This window comes from Kribbella sp. NPDC031520 (genome assembly GCF_055580825.1).
Window position 1 is genome coordinate 1,030,323 of sequence record NZ_JBVIKS010000003.1, and the last position, 24,715, is coordinate 1,055,037.

General features: G+C 63.2%; 23 protein-coding genes. 7 read left to right on the forward strand and 16 right to left on the reverse strand.

Features of this window, described 5'->3' with window-relative positions; translation table 11 throughout:
* Positions 1-61 precede the first annotated feature (61 nt).
* Together ACZ5BU_RS20290 and ACZ5BU_RS20295 are read right to left on the reverse strand one after the other, a co-directional pair.
* Positions 62-745, reverse strand: coding sequence for a response regulator transcription factor (locus tag ACZ5BU_RS20290; RefSeq protein WP_465700912.1), 684 nt, complete (start codon positions 743-745; stop codon positions 62-64).
* On the reverse strand, positions 745-1,698 hold the full coding sequence (locus ACZ5BU_RS20295; RefSeq protein WP_465700913.1) for a sensor histidine kinase: 954 nt from the start codon (positions 1,696-1,698) through the stop codon (positions 745-747). Before ACZ5BU_RS20295 ends, ACZ5BU_RS20290 begins: the two co-directional genes overlap by 1 nt.
* A 249-nt stretch (positions 1,699-1,947) precedes the next feature.
* Here ACZ5BU_RS20295 and ACZ5BU_RS20300 point away from each other — a divergent pair, with 249 nt between their 5' ends.
* Positions 1,948-2,394 carry a response regulator gene (locus tag ACZ5BU_RS20300; RefSeq protein WP_465700915.1) on the forward strand — a complete coding sequence of 149 codons (447 nt, stop codon included), beginning with the start codon at positions 1,948-1,950 and terminating at the stop codon, positions 2,392-2,394.
* On the opposite strand, the gene ACZ5BU_RS20305 is transcribed toward ACZ5BU_RS20300, so the two are convergent.
* Complete coding sequence (locus ACZ5BU_RS20305) at positions 2,345-3,976, reverse strand: PAS domain S-box protein (RefSeq protein ID WP_465700916.1); 1,632 nt, start codon at positions 3,974-3,976, stop codon at positions 2,345-2,347. The genes ACZ5BU_RS20300 and ACZ5BU_RS20305 overlap by 50 nt on opposite strands.
* A gap of 213 nt (positions 3,977-4,189) precedes the next feature.
* Between ACZ5BU_RS20305 and ACZ5BU_RS20310 the strand changes: the two genes are divergently transcribed.
* From ACZ5BU_RS20310 to ACZ5BU_RS20325, 4 genes are all read left to right on the forward strand, one after another.
* Positions 4,190-4,738, forward strand: coding sequence for a hypothetical protein (locus tag ACZ5BU_RS20310; protein ID WP_465700918.1), 549 nt, complete (start codon positions 4,190-4,192; stop codon positions 4,736-4,738).
* A gap of 98 nt (positions 4,739-4,836) precedes the next feature.
* A complete protein-coding gene (locus ACZ5BU_RS20315) occupies positions 4,837-5,364 on the forward strand; it encodes a hypothetical protein (protein ID WP_465700919.1) in 528 nt (175 codons plus the stop codon).
* Positions 5,361-5,849 (forward strand): hypothetical protein, encoded by a 489-nt coding sequence (locus ACZ5BU_RS20320; protein WP_465700921.1) that lies wholly within the window; start codon positions 5,361-5,363, stop codon positions 5,847-5,849. The genes ACZ5BU_RS20315 and ACZ5BU_RS20320 overlap by 4 nt, the downstream gene beginning before the upstream one ends.
* Positions 5,849-8,266, forward strand: a complete 2,418-nt coding sequence (locus tag ACZ5BU_RS20325; RefSeq protein WP_465700923.1) for a LamG-like jellyroll fold domain-containing protein — start codon at positions 5,849-5,851, stop codon at positions 8,264-8,266. The genes ACZ5BU_RS20320 and ACZ5BU_RS20325 overlap by 1 nt, the downstream gene beginning before the upstream one ends.
* Before the next feature lie 672 nt (positions 8,267-8,938).
* Here the strand turns inward: ACZ5BU_RS20325 and ACZ5BU_RS20330 are convergent.
* From ACZ5BU_RS20330 to ACZ5BU_RS20370, 9 genes are all read right to left on the reverse strand, one after another.
* Positions 8,939-9,490, reverse strand: coding sequence for a hypothetical protein (locus ACZ5BU_RS20330; protein WP_465700925.1), 552 nt, complete (start codon positions 9,488-9,490; stop codon positions 8,939-8,941).
* 441 nt (positions 9,491-9,931) lie between these two features.
* Positions 9,932-10,324, reverse strand: coding sequence for a DEAD/DEAH box helicase (locus ACZ5BU_RS20335; RefSeq protein ID WP_465700927.1), 393 nt, complete (start codon positions 10,322-10,324; stop codon positions 9,932-9,934).
* 538 nt (positions 10,325-10,862) lie between these two features.
* Positions 10,863-11,429: a hypothetical protein gene (locus ACZ5BU_RS20340; protein WP_465700929.1), complete on the reverse strand. Its 567-nt coding sequence runs from the start codon at positions 11,427-11,429 to the stop codon at positions 10,863-10,865.
* An 11-nt stretch (positions 11,430-11,440) separates the two neighbouring features.
* Entirely contained in the window at positions 11,441-11,803 is a 363-nt protein-coding gene (locus ACZ5BU_RS20345) for a hypothetical protein (RefSeq protein ID WP_465700931.1), read from the reverse strand.
* Complete coding sequence (locus ACZ5BU_RS20350) at positions 11,772-13,403, reverse strand: HD domain-containing protein (protein ID WP_465700933.1); 1,632 nt, start codon at positions 13,401-13,403, stop codon at positions 11,772-11,774. Before ACZ5BU_RS20350 ends, ACZ5BU_RS20345 begins: the two co-directional genes overlap by 32 nt.
* Positions 13,404-14,026: 623 nt before the next feature.
* Positions 14,027-15,565 carry a ThiF family adenylyltransferase gene (locus ACZ5BU_RS20355; RefSeq protein WP_465700935.1) on the reverse strand — a complete coding sequence of 513 codons (1,539 nt, stop codon included), beginning with the start codon at positions 15,563-15,565 and terminating at the stop codon, positions 14,027-14,029.
* A complete protein-coding gene (locus ACZ5BU_RS20360; RefSeq protein ID WP_465700937.1) occupies positions 15,469-16,074 on the reverse strand; it encodes a hypothetical protein in 606 nt (201 codons plus the stop codon). The genes ACZ5BU_RS20355 and ACZ5BU_RS20360 overlap by 97 nt, the downstream gene beginning before the upstream one ends.
* Positions 16,071-16,655: a hypothetical protein gene (locus ACZ5BU_RS20365; RefSeq protein ID WP_465700939.1), complete on the reverse strand. Its 585-nt coding sequence runs from the start codon at positions 16,653-16,655 to the stop codon at positions 16,071-16,073. The genes ACZ5BU_RS20360 and ACZ5BU_RS20365 overlap by 4 nt, the downstream gene beginning before the upstream one ends.
* Positions 16,639-16,947, reverse strand: a complete 309-nt coding sequence (locus ACZ5BU_RS20370) for a hypothetical protein (protein ID WP_465700940.1) — start codon at positions 16,945-16,947, stop codon at positions 16,639-16,641. Before ACZ5BU_RS20370 ends, ACZ5BU_RS20365 begins: the two co-directional genes overlap by 17 nt.
* A gap of 192 nt (positions 16,948-17,139) precedes the next feature.
* Here ACZ5BU_RS20370 and ACZ5BU_RS20375 point away from each other — a divergent pair, with 192 nt between their 5' ends.
* Together ACZ5BU_RS20375 and ACZ5BU_RS20380 are read left to right on the forward strand one after the other, a co-directional pair.
* A complete protein-coding gene (locus tag ACZ5BU_RS20375) occupies positions 17,140-17,439 on the forward strand; it encodes a hypothetical protein (protein WP_465700942.1) in 300 nt (99 codons plus the stop codon).
* 11 nt (positions 17,440-17,450) lie between these two features.
* A complete protein-coding gene (locus ACZ5BU_RS20380; protein WP_465700944.1) occupies positions 17,451-18,548 on the forward strand; it encodes a HigA family addiction module antitoxin in 1,098 nt (365 codons plus the stop codon).
* Between the two features lie 84 nt (positions 18,549-18,632).
* On the opposite strand, the gene ACZ5BU_RS20385 is transcribed toward ACZ5BU_RS20380, so the two are convergent.
* From ACZ5BU_RS20385 to ACZ5BU_RS20400, 4 genes are read right to left on the reverse strand one after another with little or no spacing between them, the layout of a single operon-like run.
* Positions 18,633-21,692, reverse strand: a complete 3,060-nt coding sequence (locus ACZ5BU_RS20385) for a type I restriction endonuclease subunit R (protein ID WP_465700946.1) — start codon at positions 21,690-21,692, stop codon at positions 18,633-18,635.
* A complete protein-coding gene (locus ACZ5BU_RS20390; RefSeq protein WP_465700948.1) occupies positions 21,689-22,321 on the reverse strand; it encodes a restriction endonuclease subunit S in 633 nt (210 codons plus the stop codon). The genes ACZ5BU_RS20385 and ACZ5BU_RS20390 overlap by 4 nt, the downstream gene beginning before the upstream one ends.
* The gene (locus tag ACZ5BU_RS20395; RefSeq protein ID WP_465700950.1) at positions 22,318-23,130 is read right to left on the reverse strand and encodes a hypothetical protein; all 813 of its coding nucleotides are present in this window, start codon (positions 23,128-23,130) and stop codon (positions 22,318-22,320) included. The genes ACZ5BU_RS20390 and ACZ5BU_RS20395 overlap by 4 nt, the downstream gene beginning before the upstream one ends.
* The gene (locus tag ACZ5BU_RS20400; protein WP_465701085.1) at positions 23,117-24,676 is read right to left on the reverse strand and encodes a type I restriction-modification system subunit M; all 1,560 of its coding nucleotides are present in this window, start codon (positions 24,674-24,676) and stop codon (positions 23,117-23,119) included. The genes ACZ5BU_RS20395 and ACZ5BU_RS20400 overlap by 14 nt, the downstream gene beginning before the upstream one ends.
* Positions 24,677-24,715 lie beyond the last annotated feature (39 nt).

The window sequence follows — 24,715 nt, forward strand, 5'->3', positions numbered from 1 at the left end:
GCCATCAAGTACTGGGAACCGATCAGACGACATTCGCCGGGCTGATGACGCCTCGTTAATGTCACGCCGAGCCGCGGAAGCGGTAGCCGAAGCCGCGGACGGACTCGATCTGCGCGCATGCCGAATCTGGTGATTCGAGCTTTCGGCGGAGTCGAAGAACCGCGAACTTCACCCGTTCCGCGCCGAGACCGCTGGGGTCGTCCCACACCTGGGCGAGCAACTGGGCCGGGTTCAGGATCGCGCCCCGGTGCCGGACGAGGACGGTCAGCAGACGGAACTCTGTCGGCGTCAGTCGCACGTCCAAACCGTCCAGCCGCACCGATCGCTGCTGTGGATCGATCCGCAGCCGGCCGTCGTCGTAGACCTCTGTCGCCCAGGTCGGCTGCGCCGTCCGGCGCAGCAAGGCCTCCAGGCGCGCCACCAGTTCATTGCTGCCGAACGGTTTAGTGAGGTAGTCGTCTGCTCCTGCCCTCAGTCCGCGGACCTTGTCGGCCTCCTGGCCATGTCCGCTGAGGATCAGGATCGGCAGGTCGCTGAGGTCGCGGACCCGCTCAAGTACCTCCCAGCCGTCCATGCCCCGCAGCCCGATGTCCAGCACCAGGAGATCAGGGCGCAGGGAGTGTACGGCCCGCAGACCGGCCCGCCCGTCCTCGACGTGGTTCACCTCGTAACCTGAGCGGCGAAGAAGTACACCGAGCGCGAGTCCGACGTCGGCATCGTCCTCGATCACCAGGACGCGGCTCATCACCGCTCACCCGGTCGCTGCCAGGGAAGCCCGACGCTGATCGTGGTGCCGTCGCCCGTGGTGGCAGCCTCGATGGTCCCGCCGTGACGTTCGGCGATCGCCCGGCTCAATGCCAGTCCGAGCCCGGTCGTACCGGTCCCCGGCCGGCTGGAGGCCTGGTGGAAGGCAGTGAAGAGCTGGTCCAGTTCGGGCTCGGAGTAGCCAGGGCCGGAACTGGTGACCTCGATCCGCCACCCGGTGCGCGCGGGCACGGCTCCGAGTACGACGGCACCGCCTGGCGTAGCGACTTCGAGCCGGTTGACGACGAGACTGGTCAGCAACTGATGCAGGCGGCCTCGATCACAGCTGATGCGCGGTCCGTCGGCATCCTCGCCGCGCAGCGCGACGGCCGCGGACCGGGCACGGGATTGCTGCTCCGCCACGACGGTCCGCACCAGCTCGGGGACAGAGACGAGCGCCAGGTCCAACTGCAGTTCCCCCGACTCCAGCCGAGCGATGAGAGTCGACTCGTCGATGACGGCCAGCATGCGATGACCGGTACGCCGGATCACCTCGGCGAACTGCCGATTTTCGGCGGTCAGTCCGCCCTCCTCCGCCTCGGTCAGGAAGCCGGAGAAGGCGATCACGGACGTCAGCGAGCCCCGCAACGCATGGCACACGGCGGCGACGAAGTCGTTGCCAGAAGGCGGGCCGTCGGGATGCGCCAGCCGCTCGGCGAGAACCCTTGCGAATGCGTCGAGTACCGTCGCCAGGGCATCGTCGGTCGCCGCGCCCGCCGTACGAACAGTGAGCCGTTGCGCGTCGCAACCTGCTCCGACGGTCCACACCAGTTCGGTCCCTGCAGGTGAAGGCAGACTGACCGAAGCTGGGTCGAGTCGCACAGAGCTGATGCCGGGCACCTCCGCCAACCGAGCGATCACCCCGTGGGCGTCATCCGTGCCGCGGATGGCCATGGCCGGTCCCAACAGAGCCAGCACGGCCTGGACATCGTCCCGCGTCGAGACAGACCGACCTGCGCCGATGCCGAACCGTACTGTTGCCATCTGTCTCGCCTGTCCCTCGTGACGGGACTGCGACACCTTCGAGAACGCCGCAGGCCGACCCTTCACTATAGTCGAGATGTCAGCGATGAGTCGCGATCCGCTTACCCTGGGTAAGTCTTGCTGGTCCCTGACAGCATTCCACGGATCGGGAGAAGGTGTATGGCCGCAGCGGACGCCGTGCTCGTCGTCGACGACGACGAGGACATCCGGGAGGCGATCCGGCGGATCGTCACCAAATACGGCTACTCGGCCCTCATTGCCGCCGACGCCCAGGCCGCTCTGCGTGCCGTGCAGGCTACCGATGGTCCGATCAGGTTGCTGCTCACGGATGTGTGGATGCCGGGAGACATCAGCGCTTCCGCCCTGGCAGAACAGCTCACCGGTCTGTACGCGAACCTGAGCGTCGTCTATGTCTCCGGATTGCCGAAGGATGTGGCGGTCGGCAAAGGACTTGTGGGCGCGGACGTAAGGTTTCTCGAGAAGCCGTTCACCCCAGCCCAACTGGTGGAGGCGATCCGGGCGGCCCTTGGCGATGACGAGACCGGCGGTCAGGCGATCAGTTCGCCGCTGGACCAGGCGCGTCAAGAACGTCACGGACCATCTTGAGCAGCTCCGTCTGTGAGAACGGCTTCTCGATCAGGGCGACGCCAGGCTGCAAAGTTCCTTGCGAGGTCAGCACCGGCTGTGCGTAGCCGGACATGTAGAGCACGCGGATGCCGGGCCTCAGCACAGAGGCCTTGTCCGCCACGTCCTTGCCCAGCATGCGGGGCATGACGACATCGGTGAGCAGCAATTGGATCGGTTCGTCGGTCGTGCTCAGCATTTCCAGGGCTGTGACACCATCGGGTGCCGTCAGCACCCGGTAACTCTTTCGCGTGAGCACGCGGCGGGTGACCTCGCGCATCGCGTCCTCGTCCTCGATCACGAGGATGGTCTCGCCGCCAACGGATGACCGGCCGGTAGACAGAGCCTGCGGCTCATGTTCCGCGGCCCCCAGATCGTCCGCGGGAACCACCGTGGCCGGGATCAGCATGAAGAAGGTGCTGCCTTCGCCTGGCCGCGACATGATCTGTACGAACCCGTCCAACCGCATGATGATTCCGTAGACCGTCGCGAGCCCGAGGCCTGAGCCCTCGCCCTTAGGCTTGGTGGTGAAGAAGGGTTCGAAGGCGCGCTCGATCACTTCCTCCGACATTCCGTTGCCGTTGTCGCTCAGCCGGAGCCGGACGTACTGCCCCGGGCTGAGGCCATGACGGTGCGCCGCATAAGCCTTGTCCACCAGGACGTTCGCGGTGTCGATCCGCAGCACACCACCGTTCGGCATCGCGTCCCGGGCGTTGACCGCGAGATTGACCAGGACCTGCTCGACCTGGCCGGGGTCGGCCGTCACCGGCCACAGATCCGGCGCCAGTTCGGTGACCAAGTGGATCTGCTCATCCAGGGTCCGCTGGAGCAGATGCTCCACGTTGCTCACGACCGCGTTGAGGGACAGCACCCGGGGTCTGACCACCTCCCGGCGGCCGAAGGTCAGCAGCTGATGGGTCAGCCCGGCACCGCGTTCGGCGGCGCCTTGGATCTGCTGAAGGTCCTTCAAGGCCGCATCCCACCGCCCCTGATCGGCGCCGCGCACCGCCCTGATCTCCTCCTCGACGAACGAGGCGTAGTTGAGGATCACGGAGAGAAGGTTGTTGAAGTCATGGGCCACACCGCCCGCGAGCTGTCCCAGGCTTTCCAGTCGTTGCGACTGGTGCGACCGGTTCTCCGCCTGCTCCCGGTCCGCCTGGGCCCTGAGAACCTCGCGCTCGGCCTGCAGCTCGCGCCGCTCGGTCACGTCGCGGATCGCGGCGAAGGTGATCGTCCCGTTCTCCGTCGCGATCGGCGACAGCGAGATCTCGGCGGGGAATTCGGTGCCGTCCTTACGGCGGGCGGTGAGTTCGGAGCTGCCGTCCATCAGCCGGGGCCGCGGGTCATCGACGTACCGAGCCCGTCTCGCGGGGTGCAGCGGGCGGGCGCCGTCCGGCACCAGGATCTCTACCGGCCGGCCGATCAACTCCTCGCGGGTGTATCCGAACAAGGCCTCGACGCGGGCGTTCGCCAGCACGACGAGGCCGTCGGACGTGACCCCCACGATGGCGTCCGGAGCCACCTCAAGCCATCCCACCGGCAGCTCTGTCGGTTGCTCGAGCATCTGTGTCACCCCCGTGTGACGACTTCTGCACTATAAGCAACCACCCCCACCGGGTGCGGGGCCGCGCGGAAATGACACCCGTTCTGCAACCTGACGGCACCGGCGCCCGCACCACAGGAGCCGCAGTCTCAGGATCAGGCGGAACCGACGCGCTGCCGCCCGATCCAGATCGGCGCGCTCAACGGCATCACATGCACCACGAAGGAGATTCTCATGTTCAAGATCCTGAGGAAGAAGCGAGTTTTCATTCCCCTGGCCGCTGTCGCGGTACTCGCGGTCGGTGGCATCGCCTATGCGTACTGGACCACCGCCGGCGGGGGGACCGCGAAGGGCAGCACCGGCACCAGCGTCGCGATGACGGTCACCCAGGACGGTACGGTCAGCGGGCTGACGCCTGGAAGCCCGGCGCAGGACGTCAACTACACGATCACCAACGGCGCCACCACACCGCAGTACATCACCACGGTGACGATCGCGAAGGCCAGCGTCACCTACACCAACGCAGCCGGCACGGGCAGCGGAGGCACAGCAGCAGACCATGCGGCCGGCGAGGCTGCCGTGGGATGCACGATTGACGACTTCGCCCTGATCCAACCCACCGCGGTAGGCCTCGATCTCCCCGTCGGCGACACCGCCTTCACCCGGGATGCCGGTACGACGTACCTGGGCAGGCTGAGCGGCACCGTCCAGATGCTCAACACCGCTTCGAACCAGGACGGCTGCAAGGACACCACCATCAACCTCACCATCACCGCCGTGTAGCAGCCCGGCTGTATGCCAGCCAGTGGGGTGACGGGTGAGGTCGTCACCCCACTGGCTGCTCGACATCGACGTACCACCGACGACGCCCGGGAGACATCATGAGAAGGACACACCAGCGGCGACTCGCCCGATGGATCGTCCCGCTCGTCGCGCTCCTCGCCGGGGGGACCGATACCCCCGGCGCCATCCAGCAAGTCCCCGGGAAACAGCCGGACGCCGTGACCGGGACGGCCTCAGCTACTGCGCAGGCTGGTCGTCTCGCGATCAGCGGCAGGGTCGCCGGCGCTCTCACGCCGACGTCGACAGCGGCGGTCCTGCTGGTGTTGACCAATGGAAGCGATGTCCCGCTCAGCATCACGGGCCTGACCGTGCAGGTGGCTGACGTCAAGGCGCACAACGGTGCTGAGGTGGCCTGCGATCCGAGTCAGTTCGTGATCCGGCAGTTTTCCGGCGAGTACGGCTTCCGCCTCCCCGCGAAGACCGCCAGCAGTCTTGCCGAACTGGGATTCCCGACGGCCCGTTGGCCTCAGGTCACCATGCTGGATCGGCCCACGAATCAGGACGGGTGCAAGAACGTCGTGATCCGGCTCCAGGTGAGCGGAACCGGCCTGGAGCCGACGTCATGAGGCGCCGGGCGCGTTGGACGGCCATCCTCGCCCTCAGCACGCTCACCGCCGTCGTTGCCGTGAGCGCCGACGCATACTGGCCCGGATCAGGTGACGGAAGGGCCATCGGCACGGTCGAGGGAGCGCTGTCGATCACGATGACCGCCGGTACGGCGACCACCCAGCTGAGTCCCGGTGGTACCGCCGGCGTGGCGCTGACGATATCCAACCCGAACCTGTTCGGCGTCCGGATCACCACGCTTTCCTTGGACATGGGCGCCGGCACGGGCGGGTTCGCCGTCGATGCCGCGCACGCGGGATGCGCCGTCTCAACGCTGAGCTACACCCAGCAAACCAATGGCGGAGTCGGCTGGAGCGTACCCGCGAAGCTCGGTGCCGTGGACGGCTCCCTCCCGCTGAATCTGCCCGCTGCACTAACGATGAACGCCGCGGCGGCAAACGCCTGCCAGGGCGCAGTTTTCACCGTGTTCCTGTTGGCCGGCTGATGACAACCCGGGCAGCTGAGCGCCGTTCCGCCCGCGTCCGCCAGCTGAGGCAACTCACCAGCACTGTTGTGGCTGTCGCCGTCGCCATGACGCTGCTCGCGGGCAACGCTGCGGCGTACTGGACCAGCGGTTCCACCGCAGGCGCGGGCGGAGCCGCGGCAACAACGGTTGACCAGGGCGCGACACCCACCGCCAGTGGCGTCGGCAACACCGTGACCGTCGACTGGGCCGCAAGTACCCTCGCGAACGGCACGGCGGTGGCGAATTACTTGGTCACCCGCTACGACGTCGCGACCCAGACTCCGCAACTGGTCTGCACGGTCACGGCCACGACGTGCACGGAATCCGCGGTGCCCGCCGGACAGTGGGTCTATTCCGTAACACCACGCGTGGGGACCAACTGGCGCGGCCTCGAGAGTACGAAGAGCAACCAGGTCACATCGGACGTCGTCGCCCCCGTGAACGCCGTCACGGTAACCGTTGTCGCAGGCAACGCCGCGCTCAGCGGTAACACAATCTTCTACCGCGGGCTCGCCGCAGGGTCGTTCCGCCTGCGCAACGCAGTGACCGACGCCGGCTCGGGGCCTGCCGCGAGTACGACGACAGCCCTGACCGGTGGGCCGACCTGGACCCACACCGCGTCGAGCGTTTCCACGCCCGCGGGCGGCCCGTATCTCTCCAACCCCTTCAGCTGGCCGGCCGCGACAACAAGCTCGCCCACCGAGACCATCAGTGGTCGCGATGTCGCCGGCAACGTGAGCAGCCTGCCGCTGACCTTCGTCGACGATTCCATCGCACCGACCGGTGGCTCCCTGAGCTACGCGGCCGGCTATCAGCCGAGCCCGTCGGTCCAGCTTTCGTTCACCTCCGGCACCGACACCGGGTCAGGCATCGCCAGCCGCCAACTCCAGCGTTCGGCGGCTGCCACGAGCGCCGGCGTCTGCCCAGCCACCGGTAGCTACAGCGCCTTTGCCGACATAGGCCCGCTCAGCCCCGCCTCGCCGTACGTCGACGACCAAGTGATCACCGATACCTGCTACGTATACCGGTACGTCATCACCGACCTGGTCGGGAACCAGTACATCGCGACGAACGCCAACGTCGCCATCGTCAGCTACGCCGGGGCCGTCAGCACAACGGTTGGCGCTCTCAGCCTCTGGCGCTTCGGCGAAAGCGCGACCAACCTCATCTCCGCGGACAAGTTCACTGCCCCGGCTGGCACTGAGTTGTCGGCTCACACCTCCGATACCAGCTGGACCAGGTGGGCGGCGGACCTCAACACCGCCGTGATCACTGCTCAGGGCCGGGTTCGCCAGACCGCCGCGCTCACCGGCGTCGCCAGCTACTACACCTCAGCCACGCCGCCGAGCCCTGACTACTCAGTTGAGGCCGACGTCACCGTGAAGTCGGTCCTGGCGCTAGACGATGTCGGCATCGAAGGCCGCGTTCAGCTCGGCAGCGGTCTGAGCGGCACGTTCTACCTCGCCCAGTATCACCTCGGTGCACTGGGCGTCGCCCAATGGCAGCTGCTCCGGTACGTCAACGGCACGCCAGGCTTGTTGACGTCAGCTGTCGCGCAATCGTTGGCTGTCGGGCAGACGTACCGGCTGCGGCTCGACATGGTCGGATCGACGATCCGCATGTTCGTCAATGGTGTCGTCATCGCGACGGCGTCCGACCCGTCCCCCATCACTGCCGCCGGCCGGGCCGGCGTCCGGCTCGGATCGACCGCGTCGATCGTCGGCCAGAGCGACACCACCGGTCTGCAGCTCGACAACTTCCAGGTGAACCTCTCGACCTACCCCCGCGCCGCTGACAGCCTGAGCACCAACACCGCCGACTACAAGAACGGCGTGAGCCTCGGCGTCACCGGCGCACTGAACGGAAGCTCCGACACCGCCGCCCGGTTCGACGGCCTCAACGACTTCGCGCAGGCGGTCGGGACAACCGGTCTCCCGGTCGGCGCCTCGGCCCGATCCGTGGAGCTGTGGTTCAAGACGACGAGCTCGTCGAAGCAGATGTTGTTCGACTACGGCACGCCTGCGACGAACCAGAAGTTCTCCCTGAGCCTGAACGCCGGTGGGACGTCGATGACGGCCTGGGGAGGAGGTACGGGCTCCGACAAGACGTTCACGCCGGCGTCCGCCGTCAACGACGGGCTCTGGCACCACCTCGTGACGACCTATGACGGCACCTCGATCCGGATCTACGTGGACGGCGTCGCGCTGGCATCGCAGACAGCGGTCCGTACGACGGTGTTGGACCCGTACGGCTTCTCCGTCGGCGCAACGATCAACACCCTGGACCCCAACTCCCCCGCCTACTTCGACGGCACGATCGACGAGGTAGCCATCTACACCGTGGCGCTGAACCAGGCGACCATCACCAACCACCACCAATTCGGCACAACACCCTGACCGAAAGTATCCGGCTCACTCCAAGGCCGGGACAGCAGCTCATCCCTACCGCGCGGACAACACCGCAGCCGGTCGTCTCACCTTCGGCACACCCGTCGCATCGCCCAGTACCGGCGATGCGCCCCACGCGATCTCCCATCCGGCCAGCCCCCGATCTGCGTGATCCTCTCGGCCGGCCCAACCTCTCGGGCCAGCACGTCGCCCGTGCTGACAACCGACGTGGACCTGGGCTTCGCTGTCGGCGGCGGCCGGCCGCGACACGAAGCGAGGAGACGGGCATGTGGCTCAGCGTGATGACGAACCCGCATCCAACGACCGGGCAACGCCGGTTGGATCAGGTCGCTTACCGCCTCCGAGCACGCGCAGCCTGGGCCGCTCAGGCGAAAGCGTGCGTAAAGGCTGCGTAGGCGAAGCCGCCAGACGAGCGAAGATGCTCAGACCTGAGCTTTGTAGGTCCCGTGGACTCGAACCCACAACCCGCGGACCCTGGCAGGAATGCACTCATCGTTGTTCATCAATTGCCAAATCTACCCGTGACCTGCGGATTCACAGCGCCAGGCTTCGCATCCCTGAGTGTGCACAGTCGTGGTCTTCTGTTGATTGTGCTGTGTAAAGGCAACGCTCACCACTACAGCAGATCATCCGTGGTCTGCGTTGCGATCGCTTAGTCGCTCAATGAGAGATCCTAGCGATCAGCGGCAATCGCTCGCCACCTTGATAGGCCACCGGCATGCGTATATGCGCGCTCCCTGAGGCCATGGACGGTGGCTGCCTCACGCCGGCCACGACAAGTGATGCTTCGTCGCAACGGGGGCGAACGTAAGGCGCTCGTGAACTCGTGAAAGCGACACCCCCGCGGACATCGAACGTGCCGGAGACGAGCTGACGCAGCTCGGGCAAGGTCCGATTCGTCGTCTTGGTTAGCAGCTCGTCCCACGCCGTAGCGACGTCGTATGCGAGTTCCGTCATGATCCCCGGGGCAACCAGGTGCACATGCGGCTCAGGCCCCGAAATTCCATCGTCATGGATCCCAGGCTTCGGAGAGATGATGACGGTCGCACTGCCGGGTGGCAGGGCATCCACAGCACGGTCGGAGGCCAGCAATCTGAGCTGATCGTTCGCCTGTCGGATGTCTTTGTGCGGCACGGCACCTGCAGGTTCGTGGTCGCTCTTCGCCTCGATCGCCAGCCAGAGCTCGTTGCCCAGCACCATGTCGAGTCGCATCGCCCGTGTGCTGCTGGCTTGGAAGCAGTTGCGCCGATCAGGTTCCCCAGCTCAGTCAGGGCTGGCTCATACTTGCCTGGATCGCGTTGCTCAAGCCCAGCCCGTATGTGCTCGATACGACGTCGAACGGCACCCTGGTTGATGCCTCCATTCAGCATCGCCGCAATCACATTGACAGCGTGAGCATCCACAGAGTTGAGAGGGGAACGATGCATTGCGGGGAATAGCGCCATCTGACGAACCCACGATCCGAGACCCAAGATCTGCTCCGCGAGCCGGACAAGTCCATGCGCCGCTGTCCGGCCAGCTGCGTCACCAGCCTCGTCGGCAGCTTGGTCGGTCCAGACGGCTTCAAGATAAGTCCAGTAGGCACGATAGCCCTTAGTAGCCGACTCGCCGGTTCCGGCGCGACGTGCAACCTCGTGCGCGTGCCGAGAAGCATCAGCCCATGCGCCGATCCTCGGCGCCGGGCCACTCAGTGTGCCGGCCCACGAGCAGCGCCGTGCCGATTCCCTCGCGGTAGGCGACGGCAGCTACCTGGCGGGCTAGTTGTTGAGTTGGGCACGCGTAAATAACACGCACGTGTCGACTCCGGCACGTCCACTCGGCGATGAGCAAGCCCGTCAATGTCTTGCCGGTTCCAGTGGGAAGTTCCAACGCAATGTCCGGCGTGTTGGCGTCTGCTGTGAAAGTCTTGAGCATCTCCGACTGATGCGCCCACAGTCCTGCAACCGCCCCCGGCCGCCGGGGAAGGTCTCGATACAGCTCCCCCGGCGAGCTATAGCTCGCCTCGCCGGTCGGGGTTCGAACGAACGCCACACCGTCTCCTCGCATCGTTGGACCAACCGGTCTGTCTCGACGAACCACAGTGTCGCGCCTAGGCTCCCCGTCGGAAAGGTCCTGACAACCCGCCAAGCCACGAAACAACGAGGCTTGGGCACGACGAGCCAGATGCCGGTTCGCGCATCGGCCACTTCGGCCAGCGGAGTCAGATTCCTCGATCGTGAGACTAGGGCGGACGCATGACGGCCGCCGTTACTTCGGCCTCAACGAGGCGGCGAAGGCGTACGTACAAGTCGTGTCCTTCGACCGCCTTGTCAACTCAGCCACAGAACGCGATCAGGCATCCTTTGCCAAGTTGGGATTGCCGTCAACCTCGCCCGCACTCACGCGCTCGGTGAGCCTCATCTGCCTAGCCCAACGACGCATACACGTTCTCCACGCCTTACCCCGAACCAGCACCCAACGCCACAACCGCGCCAAGCCCGCAGCCCCGGCCAGACAGCCAGGATGTCGGCCGCCCGAGACTGCGCTGGACTTCCGAGCGGCTCGGCGGGCATCGTCGGGCGGAGCTCCGAGAGATAACCACCAGCTAACCCGGTGGGATTCGGGCCAGAATCGAATCGCTCAGTCGAACGACCTGCTCAACGGTTTCATCGGAAAGTTCCTCGATCCCCAGCTCCTTCGCCGTGTTCACGAGGCGGTCCAGGGCGCGCACCGCGGTAACGACGCTGCGCGGCAAGTTACCATTCATCGCGAGCAGTTCTGCCGCGGTCACCGCATCCGCGTCGGTAGGTGAGGACGACACCTCCTCGAGACGTCTCTGTAATGCGGATTCGACAATGTCGAGGCTCGCGGTGACCCGTTCGAAGGGACTCCGCGCCATAGTCATCTGTGGTCGCTCCGAAACCGGTTCAACCTGCGCGACGACAACTGGAGACATCTCAAGATCACGGCGCTCGCGAGCAGCTGCCATCTCGAACGACGCAGAGATTGCGCCGGCCTGAAATGTCGCCTTCGTTGCTCGACTCATGATCTGGTCGGCCGCTCTTCGAGTTACTTGTTCGATAGAACGCCGAAAGACGAGGATGACGACGAGAACGATGATCGGCCAGATCAAAGACGCAATGAGATCGGAAACAGCAATAAACCAATCCATCAAGTCTCAGCTCACTTCCGAACAAGCACGCGAGCTAGGCCATCGACATCAATGCTAGCTAAGTTCATGGCGAACAGCATCGCAACGATCTCTCTGATTCGACGCTCCTCCCCGGGAACATTGCCAACCGGAAGCTGGCTTCGCAAAAAGTGCAGTATCTCCTCGATACCCACGCCGCTCTCCGAGTCCGCAATGTGTTCCAGCGCCAATCTCGCGATATAGAGATCCGGAACATAATTCCTCGGTCGCGCACGGCCAACCTCATCGAGAATCTGCTCAGCACTCGCCAGATCGCTCGGCAGCGGGCCGCTTTCCACCCACGTGTTCAACAATCTCATTCGATCATCGCCCTTCGCTTCCCGGCTCAGCATCATTGAGCGTGTGCATCAACGCAAACAATATCCTTGCTGCGGCGCCCGGGAACACTGCACAGAACAGATCCGTTAGAGTCTTCTTAAACAACGACTCTCGGCCAGCACGCATAGTCGTACCATCAAAAGCCATATAGTACACAAATAGCGACACACGCCGCTGATCCACGAACTGTAATCCGTGAATTAGCGCGCTCGCTTCGATGGCGGGTATGCGGCGGTCGCCCTCAAACAAATGAGTGCTGGTGTCGCCGAGACGCACAGCACTCAACGGAGCATGTCCCACAATCCATCCACCTTCAGGCAGGGCGTGTCCGGCTGAACGAAGCTCGCTCGTCGCATCATCGAGGGCCTCGGCAAGGAGAATTTCCTTCGTGAATCGATCGCCTAGCAGGCGTGTGCCGAGTAGACGGTCGGCCACGTAGTTCATCGCGGCTGCAGCGCCCTTGTCTTCATCAATGGGCGGACAGCCTTCGAGAAATTTCGTTATATGCCTGAGAAGCAGTGCGTCATGGCCCACTTCAGCCGCCAGTGCACGTTCGGACTGCGCATGATGGAGCTTCAATTTAAGATTGTGCTCTTCTTCGCGCACGCGATCAAGGAAGCTTGGAAGGACGCGCGCAGACACTTCAACGAAATCGTGCTCGGACTTCCAAACCGGCGCCCAATTCGGCCGTCGATCAATGGTTGCATCTATAAGACACCGCAATCTACGGTCTGATGACGACGTCCCGCCGGCAACTTGGGCGCGCATCGACTTAAGCGCTTCTATTATGGTGGAGTCATCAACGTAGCTATAATGGTGAGGCAGAGAGGCAGAGCCCAACTCGATTGCAAAATAGTTCAACCTTCGGAGCCACTGACCCGGAGTTTCCGAGAGGCCTGCTCGGTCGGCGCCATTCTCTAATGCGAGATTAAGGATTCGGTTGGCCGCAACCGCGTGCGGATGGTAGATCACCCAGCGATAGAACTGCACTCGCATGTCCAAAAATCCTTCAACGGCTGAGATGGCCCGAAGCCCGAAACCGGTCCTCCATTGGACATGCAAGTCGCGCTCCGCGCGATGGATCTCAAGTGAGTCCATGAGTCGCTGGACGTCGATAGCCCCGAATTCCGTTCCAGACTTATGCGCATCACGCACGAGATAATCAATGCGGTCGACGTCAACTTCGCCGGAAACTATGTCATGCAGACAGTTGACCCAATCACTTCCGGATGCCGTCAATATTGCCCGAACGAGCAGCCACGATACTTCTTGGGCGTACTCCCGAGGATCAATTGCGTCGAGCAGTAGCCTTCCGACACATTCGTGGAATCCAGAACCAGGATCTACCTCGGCGAGGAGTTCCGACCATTGCCGGCGCACGAAGTCGTCGATATCTGCAGTAATTTCCTCAAGATGTCGCAGGAAGAAGTCCTCTAATGCATGCGAGTAAGGTGGATGACCTATATCGTGCAAGAGCGCCGCCGCCTGAATTGACAACTCAATTTGGTGCGCGAAATCTTCGCTAAACCGTTCCTTGCTCGCGATCCAGGACCGGGTCGCCTGGTCAAAGGTCGCCGGATTCTTCGATTCGAACCAACGAAAGGCGTCGGCGATCATGTCTGCCTGCACTGTCGGCGAGTTCGACCATGCCCGCCGCCAGGCCACTCCCGCTAAATGCATCGCTCCTAGCGCATGTTCAAACCGAGTACCTGTCATAGCCGGATAGACGGCAGAACACATCGAGGTTTGCGACACCCTTCGGAGTCGCTGAACGTGAGGATGATCAATCAGAGCATTCAGTTCGAGCGGAAGGTAAACATAATTGTGCACCGGATCACGAATGACGCGATCGCGAGCCCTCGGACCCTCGTAATGGTCACTCGGAAATAGCCCAGCCATATTCGCCCCCTCTGCTGGTCACCGGACTCTCGCACCAGCTCTGCGAACCCAGCAACCCCTCCACCCATGCACACAGTAGCAGTCGGTTACTCAATTGTCTGGCAGTCAGGATTCCGTAGACAGCGGCGGATACACACTTCGGTGATCGGCGCGCATACCACCGGAGAAAGCATGTCGGTCCCTGGCGTGCATACAGTGGTGCCGATCTGACGTTGCGGAAGATCCATCACGACCGACTGATAGACGACACCCGCCGGCTTCGGGTAAGCGTCGCGTCGGTCGACCATGGAGGCGGATGTGGTTCGGGCCTACGGCCGAGGTCGAGTGCGTGTCGTCTGGCGTCAACCGGTCCAACGCTTGGCCCAGATCTCTGAGCGGAGGCCGCCGCACGATGGGCAGGAGCTGTCGCGCAGGTACGGTCGCGCGCCGGCAAGGTTCGAGGGCGCGTAGAGATTGAGGACATACCTTGCAACCTGTCCATCAAGTGGAACTCCGACCGCGGTCGCGACCGGATCGCCTTCGCGCCGGACAGAGTCTTTGATGACCTGAGCTGCGAGCAGGACACCAGCAAGGACGGACACGAACCCGACAGAGAACTGTGCCGCCGAGCCGCCCGACGGCCGCAGCCGGTCAAGGAGGGCTTCCCCAACTCTTCCGCAGCCTCCGGCACTGGCCCACTCACGAACCTCGTCCGATTGGGCTCCGACCGCCTGCGCATGGGCGGCGAGCTCGACGTCGTCCATCCGGATAACGCGCGCACGAATCTCGGCATCGGACGTTGCTGTCCGGGGCGGGTTGAAGCACCGCAGGCATGCGGTGCCAACAGTTGGGTCGACCCTGAGGCACTCGAGACGCAGCCCGTCGGTTGAGGCCTGTACGGCGGACCGCGGGTACTTGTCCTGCAATGCTTGGCGCGCCTCCGGCGTATCGACCGCACTGATCAGATGGCTCTGTGGCCCGACCAGGTCTTCAGCTGGCCCGAAGGTCGGCTCGACGACGAACCCGTGCCGTCCGGACAGCCGAGCAGCGGCAACAACGGCCTTCGGTTTCCCGAGATCGTCGTAGCTGAACGGTACGCATCTGTTCAGGTTTGTCAGGTCGATACCCATCCCATCCGCGTCTGCGGCGCGAATCGTCCCAGACACCGACTCGTAGGACCACAAGGTGAGGAGCAACGCGCTTCCTACGGCGCCTACGCCGGCTAGGACGTGGTCGAGTTCACCCGCGGGAGTCCCGACATTGGTCGCGAGAGAGCCCACCTCACCAGTGACGTGCTCCAGCGTCCAACCGTTCAGCGCCAACGTTTGGTGCGGCTCGTCCCGCATTCTGGCGAGCATGAAGACCTCGCCCGCCGCGAGGCACGCGGCGACGTACGCACCGATCGGGCACTCGTCGGCGGGGTCGGGTGCGAGAACCTCTAGAGCCGACTGTGAGACCGCACCTGTCCATCCCGAGGCCGACACGTGAAGGACGCGGACAGCGGGGCTGGCGTCGCGTTTGACCGAACCAATCCGCAACACGACATCGGCGGAGGCCACTTCGGCATCTGCGGTGATCGGGGAGGCTGACGGGCCGAAGGTGTTCGCGGCACGACGGAGGGCCGCGGTGAGAGACGGGCCACCGCCCGGCTCAACGGGGTCAACCCCGGCCTGAAGAGCGATGTCAGGGCAGTTGAGGTATAGGTGCCCCACTACCTCCGCCGTCGAACGGACGATGAGGGTGACCAGCATCCAGGACAGGCGTTGGACCACCGGACGACCTGCCCATGCTTCGTCGATCTCGACTACGACGTCGAGCGGATGAGACCCCTGAGCCGAGCCTTCGTCCTGGCCAGGAATCGGCAGAAGGTGCCGCCATTCGAGATGCTGTTCTTCGGCCATATCGCCTTCCGATGGTCGAGTTTGGAGGGAATGATCTGCACGACGGCGTCGACCGTTGCGGTGTCCGACCTTCGCCAGCCCGAAGGAGTGCGCACATGGATGCCGCACTCGGCGACCGTCGGCCGTCTCGAGCCGTGAAACGGCACAACGATCGAGATGGCACCATCGCGCTGGCTGTACGCTTGAGCGTCGTCGGTCGGGGAATGCTCGACCCAGTCGTCGCCGTGCGTGTGCACCTGAGCCACCCGCATCATCCTTTCGGCACGGAGATGGCGGCCGGCCTCGCTGATGGCCTCGGCCGGCACGATGTAGTTCTGCGGCCGCAAGACCGCGTCAGGCACCGTGACCGTGACCGCCACCAGAGGCGTGTATTTGGCGCCCGGGTATCCGCGGTGGTCGATCGCAAAGCCGTCGAGATACACGACCCGTTCGACGCCGGGCGGGTGCGTCGAGAACAGGTCCAACACGGTCTCCCAGGTCGACTCCGGGATCAGCAGTGCGGTAGTCACGCGGCGGCCGCCTCGTTGGACGGACCGACGTACGCCGGGCTGTTCAATACTGTGAACAAACGGTTGAGGGTGGCGTCCAGCCTGTCGCTGCCAGGTCGCCACTTCTGGTTCTCGGTTGGGTTGTGGCCCGAGTAGTAGCCGAAGCTGTAGGAAAAGCAGATCAGCTGGTCGTGCACATCTCCCGGGAACGTGTAGTCGTCGTGAAGGGCGAACTCGAACGGCGGACTGACACCGGGCAGCGACGGTGCCCCGGGTGAACCGCAGATGAACGGGAACTCAGTCGTCCCCAGCCTCGCGCGGACCCAGCCATCCTCGGTCTTGCGAACGAAGGTCGCGGCGACCGGCCACGTGTCGTAGTAGGTGGCGTCGAGTCGCACTGTGTAGGTGGCGTGCTGGTGTCCTTCAAGCTGACGCGCGGGGATGGACACGATCGCGACGAGCTGGTCATCGGTCAAGGCGTATTCCCACCCTGGGGTCCGTGCGACGTGGTGAGAGCCGGCGAAGAAGTCCCCGAGATGCGTCCGCAGCAGAGCGGACGCAACCTCGGGATCGACCGGCGTCGGGTCAGACACCCGCGCCACCGGTGGACCTCGCGAAGGTCCACACGAGGTCGCCGCACTTACCGGCGGCGTACTCGCGGAGGTGCATCTCGCCGTACTGCCGGACGTCCTCACCGGTCGCCAGGCAAACGATGCGGTCGGAGGCCTCCGGGTTGTAGCCGAGCGTGGTGTAGAGCTCGGCCACGACCTTGGAGATCTTCTCTCCTGGACCGTCGTCGATGGTGATCGGCGCGCCACCGCGGTCCTCGTCATGCACCGTGACAACGAGGTGCCCCGGCGGGACGGCCTTCTCCTGCTCATGCGGACTCGACATCTTGGTCGTTCCCTTCTCGGCTTGAAGGCCGTCATCGGCCTCCACACTGGAGTATCGCACACGGCGCGTCACCCAAGGGGTGGATACCGTATAGCGAGTAATCGCACGCCGGCGCCGAGAGCTGCCCGGTACGTCTCACAGCTACGATTCTCTTGCGATCTGCACTTCACTGCAGGGGTGATGAGGGGAGGCGTGTTGGAGATCGAGTACCGCGGTGACGCGCTGAGGCGGCTTGCCGAGGAGCTGGACTTCGCCCCCGAGAAGTGGGACCGCGACGTCATCAGGTCCTACCGGAAGAAGGTCAACCTCATCTACGGGGCCAAGGACGAGCAGGACCTGTACGCGATGAACGGCTTGGGGATACAGCAGCTCGTCGGCGATCGCGACGGCCAGTACTCGATGCCGCTCAACGATCGGTTCCAGCTGATCCTGGCCTTCAGGGCTGACGGAGACCGCACGGCGGTCCTCCTCGAGATTTCCGACTACCACTAGAGGGACTTGTCATGGAGACTGCACTTGCGGAGGTCTTCCCGGCCGGGGAGCACCTCGCTGACGCACTTGAGGCCCGCAGCTGGACTCAGGCGGAGTTCGCCGAGATCCTCGACCGGCCGGCGCAGTTCGTCTCGGAGATCATCTCAGGCAAGAAGGAGATCACCCGCGAATCCGCGGCGCAGATCGGCGCCGCGCTCGGGACGTCCGCCGAGATGTGGCTGAAGCTGCAAGACACTTACTTCTTGTGGAAGCAGCGTCAGGACAAGGCGACTCAAAGCGAGTTGGACGACGTCCGGCGGCGAGCCCGTCTCAACAGCAAGGGTCCGGTCTCGCTGCTCAGAAAACGAGGCATCCTCATCGGCCGGACGCTCGATGAACTCGAGGTCGAAGTACGCGAGCTGTTCGATCTGAAGTCACTGGACGACGAACCAGCCTTGCGCCTCGCAGCCAAGCGTTCCAATCACGGCGAGGCACTGTCTGCGCTTCAAACGACTTGGGGATACTGCGTACGACGTGAAGCGCTGGCCTACGGGCGCCCCAGGAAGGTCTACTCGAAGGGAGCGCTCGCGAAGCTCGGTGCGGCACTCCCCCGTCGCCTGACCTCGCCCGAGGCGTTCAGCGAGTTGCCCGACCTACTTGAAGGCGCTGGGGTTCGGCTCGTGTATGTCGACGCCCTTCCGGGCGCGAAAATCGACGGTTGCGCAATGTTCGTCGACGACGTTCCAGTGATCGGCCTGTCTGGGCGTGGCAAGCGACTGGACATCGTCATGTTCACGCTGCTCCATGAGATCGCCCATTTCACCGAAGGCCACGTCGACCCTGACCACCCGATCGTCGAGGAAGTCGAAGACCGGTCGAGAGAACGACCCGAGTCGGAGTGGACGAACGAGGAGAAGGCAAGCGGGCGGGCAACCAAATGGATCCTTCGCTCGGATCTCGGCCCACTGCCCGAACGGGTCACTGGACCGTGGCTCGAGACAACCGCGGCGCGCCTTCAGATCGCGCCCATCGTCCTCGTAGGGCAGTTGCAGCACCGAGGCCGACTCGACTGGCGAACTACGCACGCGAGAAACGCACCCACCGTCACTGAAGTCCTGCAGGCCTGGTGACGAGGCCGGCACGACTGACCCTGAACTCTGGCAGCCCGGCCGTAGTCCCACCGGAAAGACAGGTCACCGCGGTGGCGGTGTCTTTCAGGCCAGACCGAAGAAGCGCTCGAAGTATGCGTTCAGCTTCGTGATGACGCGCTGCTTCTTGGCTCCGAGATTGTTATCCTTCGCGAAGCGGGAGACCGGTGGCAGGATCTGGGTGATCGCCGTTCCATTGGTCGCGATCGCCCCGTCGCGAAAGGCCGCTTCGATGAACGACTTCGTCTTCTCGGGCCGGAGGCGCTCCGCGTCGATGATCTCGGCGAGTTCGGCCTCTTGTCGTCGGGTGACGAAGATGCGCCAGTCGTCGCTGACCTCCCCGGTGACCGACATAGAGTCGACGAAGTTCATGATCAGATCCTTCTTGTTCCGCAGCGAAAGGCTGGCGTCGACAGCGTCCTCGATGGCACGTAGTGGCGACCTGGCTTCCTCTGCCATGTTGGCTTGGCCCTCGTCACGCCACCTCTGCACCAGCATTAGAATGTAGTCGATGTTGACCTCGACCTGCTTGATGAGCTCGATCTCGAAGACGACATCGTCGAGAATCGACTCCTTCTCACCGGTGTCGCGCTTGCGGTGCCTCTCCCACAGTGCGTTGTAGACGCTCGTGTAGTTCTGAAGTTGCCTCGGTGGCAGCAAGTCGTCATGGGCGAACTCGTCGAAGGACGTCAGGATGTTGCGCAGTTTGAGGATCTGACCGAAGAGCACGACGAACGCCTTCTCCTGGGTCTCGCCGAATGGCTCGGTTCCGGGTGGACGCTGCTCCAGGAGTTGCTCGACCAGGCGGAAGTACTCGGCGTGGTAGTAGGTGTACGGCTTGAGAAGCACCAATCCGCGGGTCTCGGAGTTGCCGAAAAGTATCAGGGCGTCGTCGACGGCCTTCTCCAGATTGCGGAAGCAGACGATGTTGCCGTAGGACTTGACCGAGTTGAGAATCCGGTTGGTGCGGGAGAATGCTTGGATCAGCCCGTGGGACTTGAGGTTCTTGTCCACCCACAGCGTGTTCAGGGTGGTTGCGTCGAACCCGGTCAGGAACATATTGACCACGATGACCAGGTCGACCTCACGATCCTTCACTCGACGTGCGAGGTCCTTGTAGTAGTTCTCGAACTTCGCAGTCGACGTATCGTACGTCGTGCCAAAGGCGGCGTTGTAGTCGCTGATCGCGTATTCGAGGAAGTCGCGCGAGGAGGCATCGAGCTGGTCCGCGTCCATAGCCTCGTCATCGAGGATGCCGCCGACCTCCTCGTTCTCGTTGACCGCGTAGCTGAAGATCGTAGCGATCTTCAGCGGCTGGTAGGAGGGGTCAGCGATTGCACGATCGGTCTGCTGCCGGGTGAACTCGTCGTAGTAGAGCTTCAACGCGGGGATTGACGCGGTCGCCAGCATCGCGTTGAAGCCACGCACTCGCTTCTCACCCAGGCTGTACCCCTGGGTGCGCATGGTCTTGGTATCGAAATGGTCGAGGACGTACCCCACGATCCTCCGAATTCGCTCGGGGTGGCGAAGCACTTCTTCGGTGTCGATCCCCGAAACCTGCAGGTCCTCGACGTCGTCTGCAGCCCGCACGGTGTTCTGGTAGGAGACGCGGAAGGGCAGCACGTTTCCGTCGTTGATCGCGTCCACGATCGTGTAGCTATGTAGTCGGTCGCCGAAGATCTTCTCGGTAGTGTCGCTTGTCGCCCCGCCCGCATTCTCCGGGAAGATCGGGGTTCCGGTGAACCCGAAGAGGTGGGAGCGGCGGAACGCCTTGCGCACCGCGGTCCCCATGCCACCGAACTGGCTCCGGTGACACTCGTCGAAAATCAACACCGAATGAGCCTTGGTGATCTCGTGGCCCTTGTTCTGCTCGATGAACCGCGACAGTTTCTGGATCGTCGTGACGATGATCGAGGCGTTGTGGTCCTGGAGTCGCCGCTTGAGCTCGGCAGTCGAGCGGGACCCGTTGACCGAGTCCCTCTCGAAGCGGTTGTACTCCAGCATCGTCTGGTAGTCGAGGTCCTTGCGGTCCACCACGAAGATGACCTTGTCGACACCTTCCACTTTTGACGCGAGCTGCGCGGTCTTGAACGACGTCAGCGTCTTCCCCGACCCTGTAGTGTGCCAGATGTAGCCGCCGGCCCCCGGGCCGGTCGCCGTCGTCGAGGACACCACCCGCCGCAGGATTCGCTCAGCCGCAACGATCTGGTACGGCCGCATCACCAGCAGGGTGCGGGAGACGTCGAAGACGCAGTACTTCGTCAGCACGTTCAGGAGCGTGTGCTTGGCGAAGAAGGTCCGCGTGAACGCGGTCAGGTCGCTGATGCGCCGGTTTTCCGCGTCGGTCCACCACGAGGTGAACTCGAACGAGTTCGACGTCTGCTTCCGACCACGCTTGCCGCCCTCGGACTCAGCTACTTTGCGGGCACGAGTCGTGTTCGCGTAGTACTTGGTGTGTGTGCCGTTGGAGATCACGAAGAGCTGGACGTACTCGAAGAGGCCAGCATCCTCCCAGAACGACTCTCGCTGGTAGCGGTTGATCTGGTTGAACGCTTCCTTCAACGGCACTCCCCGCCGCTTCAGCTCCATATGCACCAGCGGCAGCCCATTGACCAGGATGGTCACGTCGTAGCGGTGCTTGCGAGCCGTTCCGAAACCCTCACCGACCGTCTCGTACTGGTTGATTACCTGGAGCCGGTTGGCATGGATGTTCGCCTTGTCGACTAGCTTGATGTTCTTGCTCGTACCGTCGTCACGAGCCAGGACCTGGATCGGGTCCTCCTGGATACGTGCCGTCTTCTCGACAATGCCCTCATTCTTCGAGGCAACCTTCTTGGCGAAGAACCACTTCCATTCGTCGTCGCTGAAAACCACATTGTTCAGCAGCTCCAACTGACGTCGAAGGTTTACCTCCAGGTCAGCCGACGACTTGATGTGGAGACGCTCGTACGCCTGCTGCTCCAGCAACTTGATGACCTTCGCCTCAAGCTCGGCCTCAGACTGGTAGCCCTGATCGCTGCCGCCATCCGGTTCGTACGTCGCGACCACCGTCGCCTCGTCGCTCACCGCGATGGGCTCGTAGCGCAGCACCGAATCCGGTGCCTCCACACCGCCGCCTTGGCTCACGTCACCCGCTCCTCGAACGTAAGCAACTTATTGCGATAGTACTCAAACTGGCGCTTGCGGGCTTGCAGCTCAGCTTGCAGCTCAGCTTGCAGATCAACCATCTTATCGAGGATCCGTACGATCTCGCGTTGCACCTCCAGCGGAGGAACCGGGATGGTGACTTTGTTCAAACCGCTACTGGAAAGTCTCTTCACCTTGGCACGGGCGACATGCTGCTCCTTCTCGGCGTGGAAGGCGCTGGTCTGGAAATAGTAGGAGACGTAGGTCGGATCGAGTTCGCTCCGGAACAGAAATGAGTCATCATGGATCGCGACCTCTCCGTCGCCAAGCCAAGCCACGGCCTTGCCCACATCCTCGACTGTCTCCCCGACGCCGGCGACGATCACGTCCCCCGGCCGGGCAAAGCGCAACTGATGACGCAGATCCTCCCGCACATGCGAGACGGTGGTCCGCGCGGACACGCCGTATTCTGTGTAGATCTCCCCGTAATGTATACACGGAATGCCGACTTCAACCATGTCGGCCTTGGTGAATCGGCGTCCCCGAACGAAGGACCCGACCTCGCCGAGTCGTTGGCTCGGGACCCCGTTCGGGCAGTGCTCGGCGACTAGCCTGTCAATCTCGCTCATGACGCCGTCTCCCCACTCGTAGGAATGTCCAATCCCGTCAGATTCCAACCGAGATCCTTGATCGCCCTTTTCATCTCCTGATCGCTGGCAACGTTCTGGATGATGCCGATGACCAGACTTCGGCAGGGGTCGTACTTCTGCAGGGCTACTTCCTCGTTCGAATCCCCATGGACGATCTCGCTCAGCTCGCTGAACAATTTGTATCCGTCACTGGAAAATGCCGACGGAATGATGTGATGCTCCCCATCAACCTCCTTCAGGAGTTTGCGGAACGACTTGCGATGGCCGCCATTCTCGGTGGTCGAGATTTCCGCGACGGTGGCGACCTGGATGGTGAGCGCTTCGAAGATCTTCCGAAGATAGACCATGGCTCCTGCGCCAAGTTGTTCCTCATACGCAAGCTGCGCACGCTCCAGCAGATCATCGAAGCCACCCGCTCCGACGCCGATTCGACTGGCCACGTCGCGCCGGTTGTCCACGTAGCGCTCTAAACGAACTATCGGAGCTTGCTCGTGCAGTTCATCCCTGGACACCACGAGGAACCAAGCTTCGACGGTCGCCTCGCACGCTGGGCACTGGAGGCATGCGTCGATGCTCACCACGCGGGCGCCGACACCCAGGCAGGACAGCTTTTTGCCCGACATGAATGTCCGGACAACCCCGCAAGTCTTACATCGGAAGTTCAGAAATACCTGACCGACGTCAATCGTCTTGTGTTGTCCCCAACTCAAGCCACGACCGTTGAGGAAGCCCTCGACCTGCGCCTCCTCCTTGGCGGGGGCTTTGGACAGCAGGTCACCGAGGCGCATCGTCGGATTCCAGGCCGGCGATAATGGCGTCGATCTGAGCGCGCAGCTCGGCCTGCCGGGCAACGATGCGCGCGATCTCGGCGTTCAAGGCCTTGATATCGGTCGCCTCGCGGGTGTCCTTGGCTTGAACGTAGGAACTGACCGCGATGTTGTAGTTGTTGTCGCGGATGGTCCCGTACTCGACCAGGGTCGCGAAGTGGGGGAGGGCCTCGCGGCGGGTGAACGCCTCCAGGATCTTGGCCTGGTTCTCTCCGGTGAGTTTGTTCTTGTTGCCCTGCTTGGCGAACTCGGCTGAGGCGTCGATGAAGAGAACCTTGTTGTCGGTCTTCGACTTCTTCAGCACGATAATGCAGGTTGCGATCGTCACTCCGAAGAAGAGGTCCGGTGGCAGCTGGATGACGGTGTCGACGTAGTTGTTGTCGATGAGGTACTTGCGGATCTTCTGCTCCGCGCCGCCGCGGTAGAGCACCCCAGGGAACTCGACGATCGCGGCGGTGCCGTTGACCGCCAGCCACGACAGCATGTGCATCGTGAACGCCAGATCGGCCTTCGACTTCGGTGCCAGCACGCCAGCCGGAGCGTACCGCTCGTCGTTGATCAGCAGCGGGTTCGCGTCGCCTTCCCAGCGCGTGGAGTAGGGCGGGTTGGAGACGATGGCCTCGAACGGCTCGTCGTCCCAGTGGTACGGGTCGATCAGCGTGTCGCCGTGGGCCATGTCGAACTTCTCGTACGGGATGTCGTGCAGGAACATGTTGATCCGGCAAAGGTTGTAGGTAGTCAGGTTGATCTCCTGACCGAAGTAGCCCTGCCTAACCCCGTTGGGCAGCACCTTTTTGAACTTCAGCAGCAGCGAACCCGAGCCGCACGCGGGGTCGTAGACTTTGTTGACCTCGGTCTTGCCGACCACGGTGATCCTAGCGAGCAACTCGGAGACCTCCTGCGGTGTGTAATACTCCCCGCCAGACTTGCCGGCTGAGGACGCGTACATCTGCATCAGGTACTCATACGCGTCACCGAACAGGTCGATGGTGTTCTCATTGAACTCGTCGTTACCGAAGTTCAGCGACCCGATTGCGTCGAGGAGCTTGACCAGCTTCTCGTTGCGCTTGGTGACGGTGGGGCCGAGCTTGCCGCTGTTGACGTCGAGATCGGCGAAGAGACCCTTGATGTCGTCCTCGGAAGCGGTGCCGACCGCGCTGGCTTCGATGTTGGTGAATACCCGCGTCAGAGTCTCATTGAGGTTCTCGTCCTTGCTCGCCCGCTCACGCACGTTCGCGAACAGGTCCTGAGGAAGGATGAAGAAGCCCTTCTCCTTGGCCGTCTCCTCGCGCCCAAACTCGGCGTCTGCGTTGGACAGATAGCGGTAGTCGAACGCCTCGTTGCCTGCATTGCGCTCGGCCTCGTTGAGGTACGCAGTCAGGTTCTCGGAAACGAACCGGTAGAACAGCATCCCCAGCACATACGCCTTGAAGTCCCAACCGTCCACGCTTCCACGCAGATCGTTGGCGATCTTCCAGATCACCCGGTGAAGCTCGGCTCGCTCCATCTCCTTCTTACGGTCCTCAGCAGTGATGGTCGAGGCTGG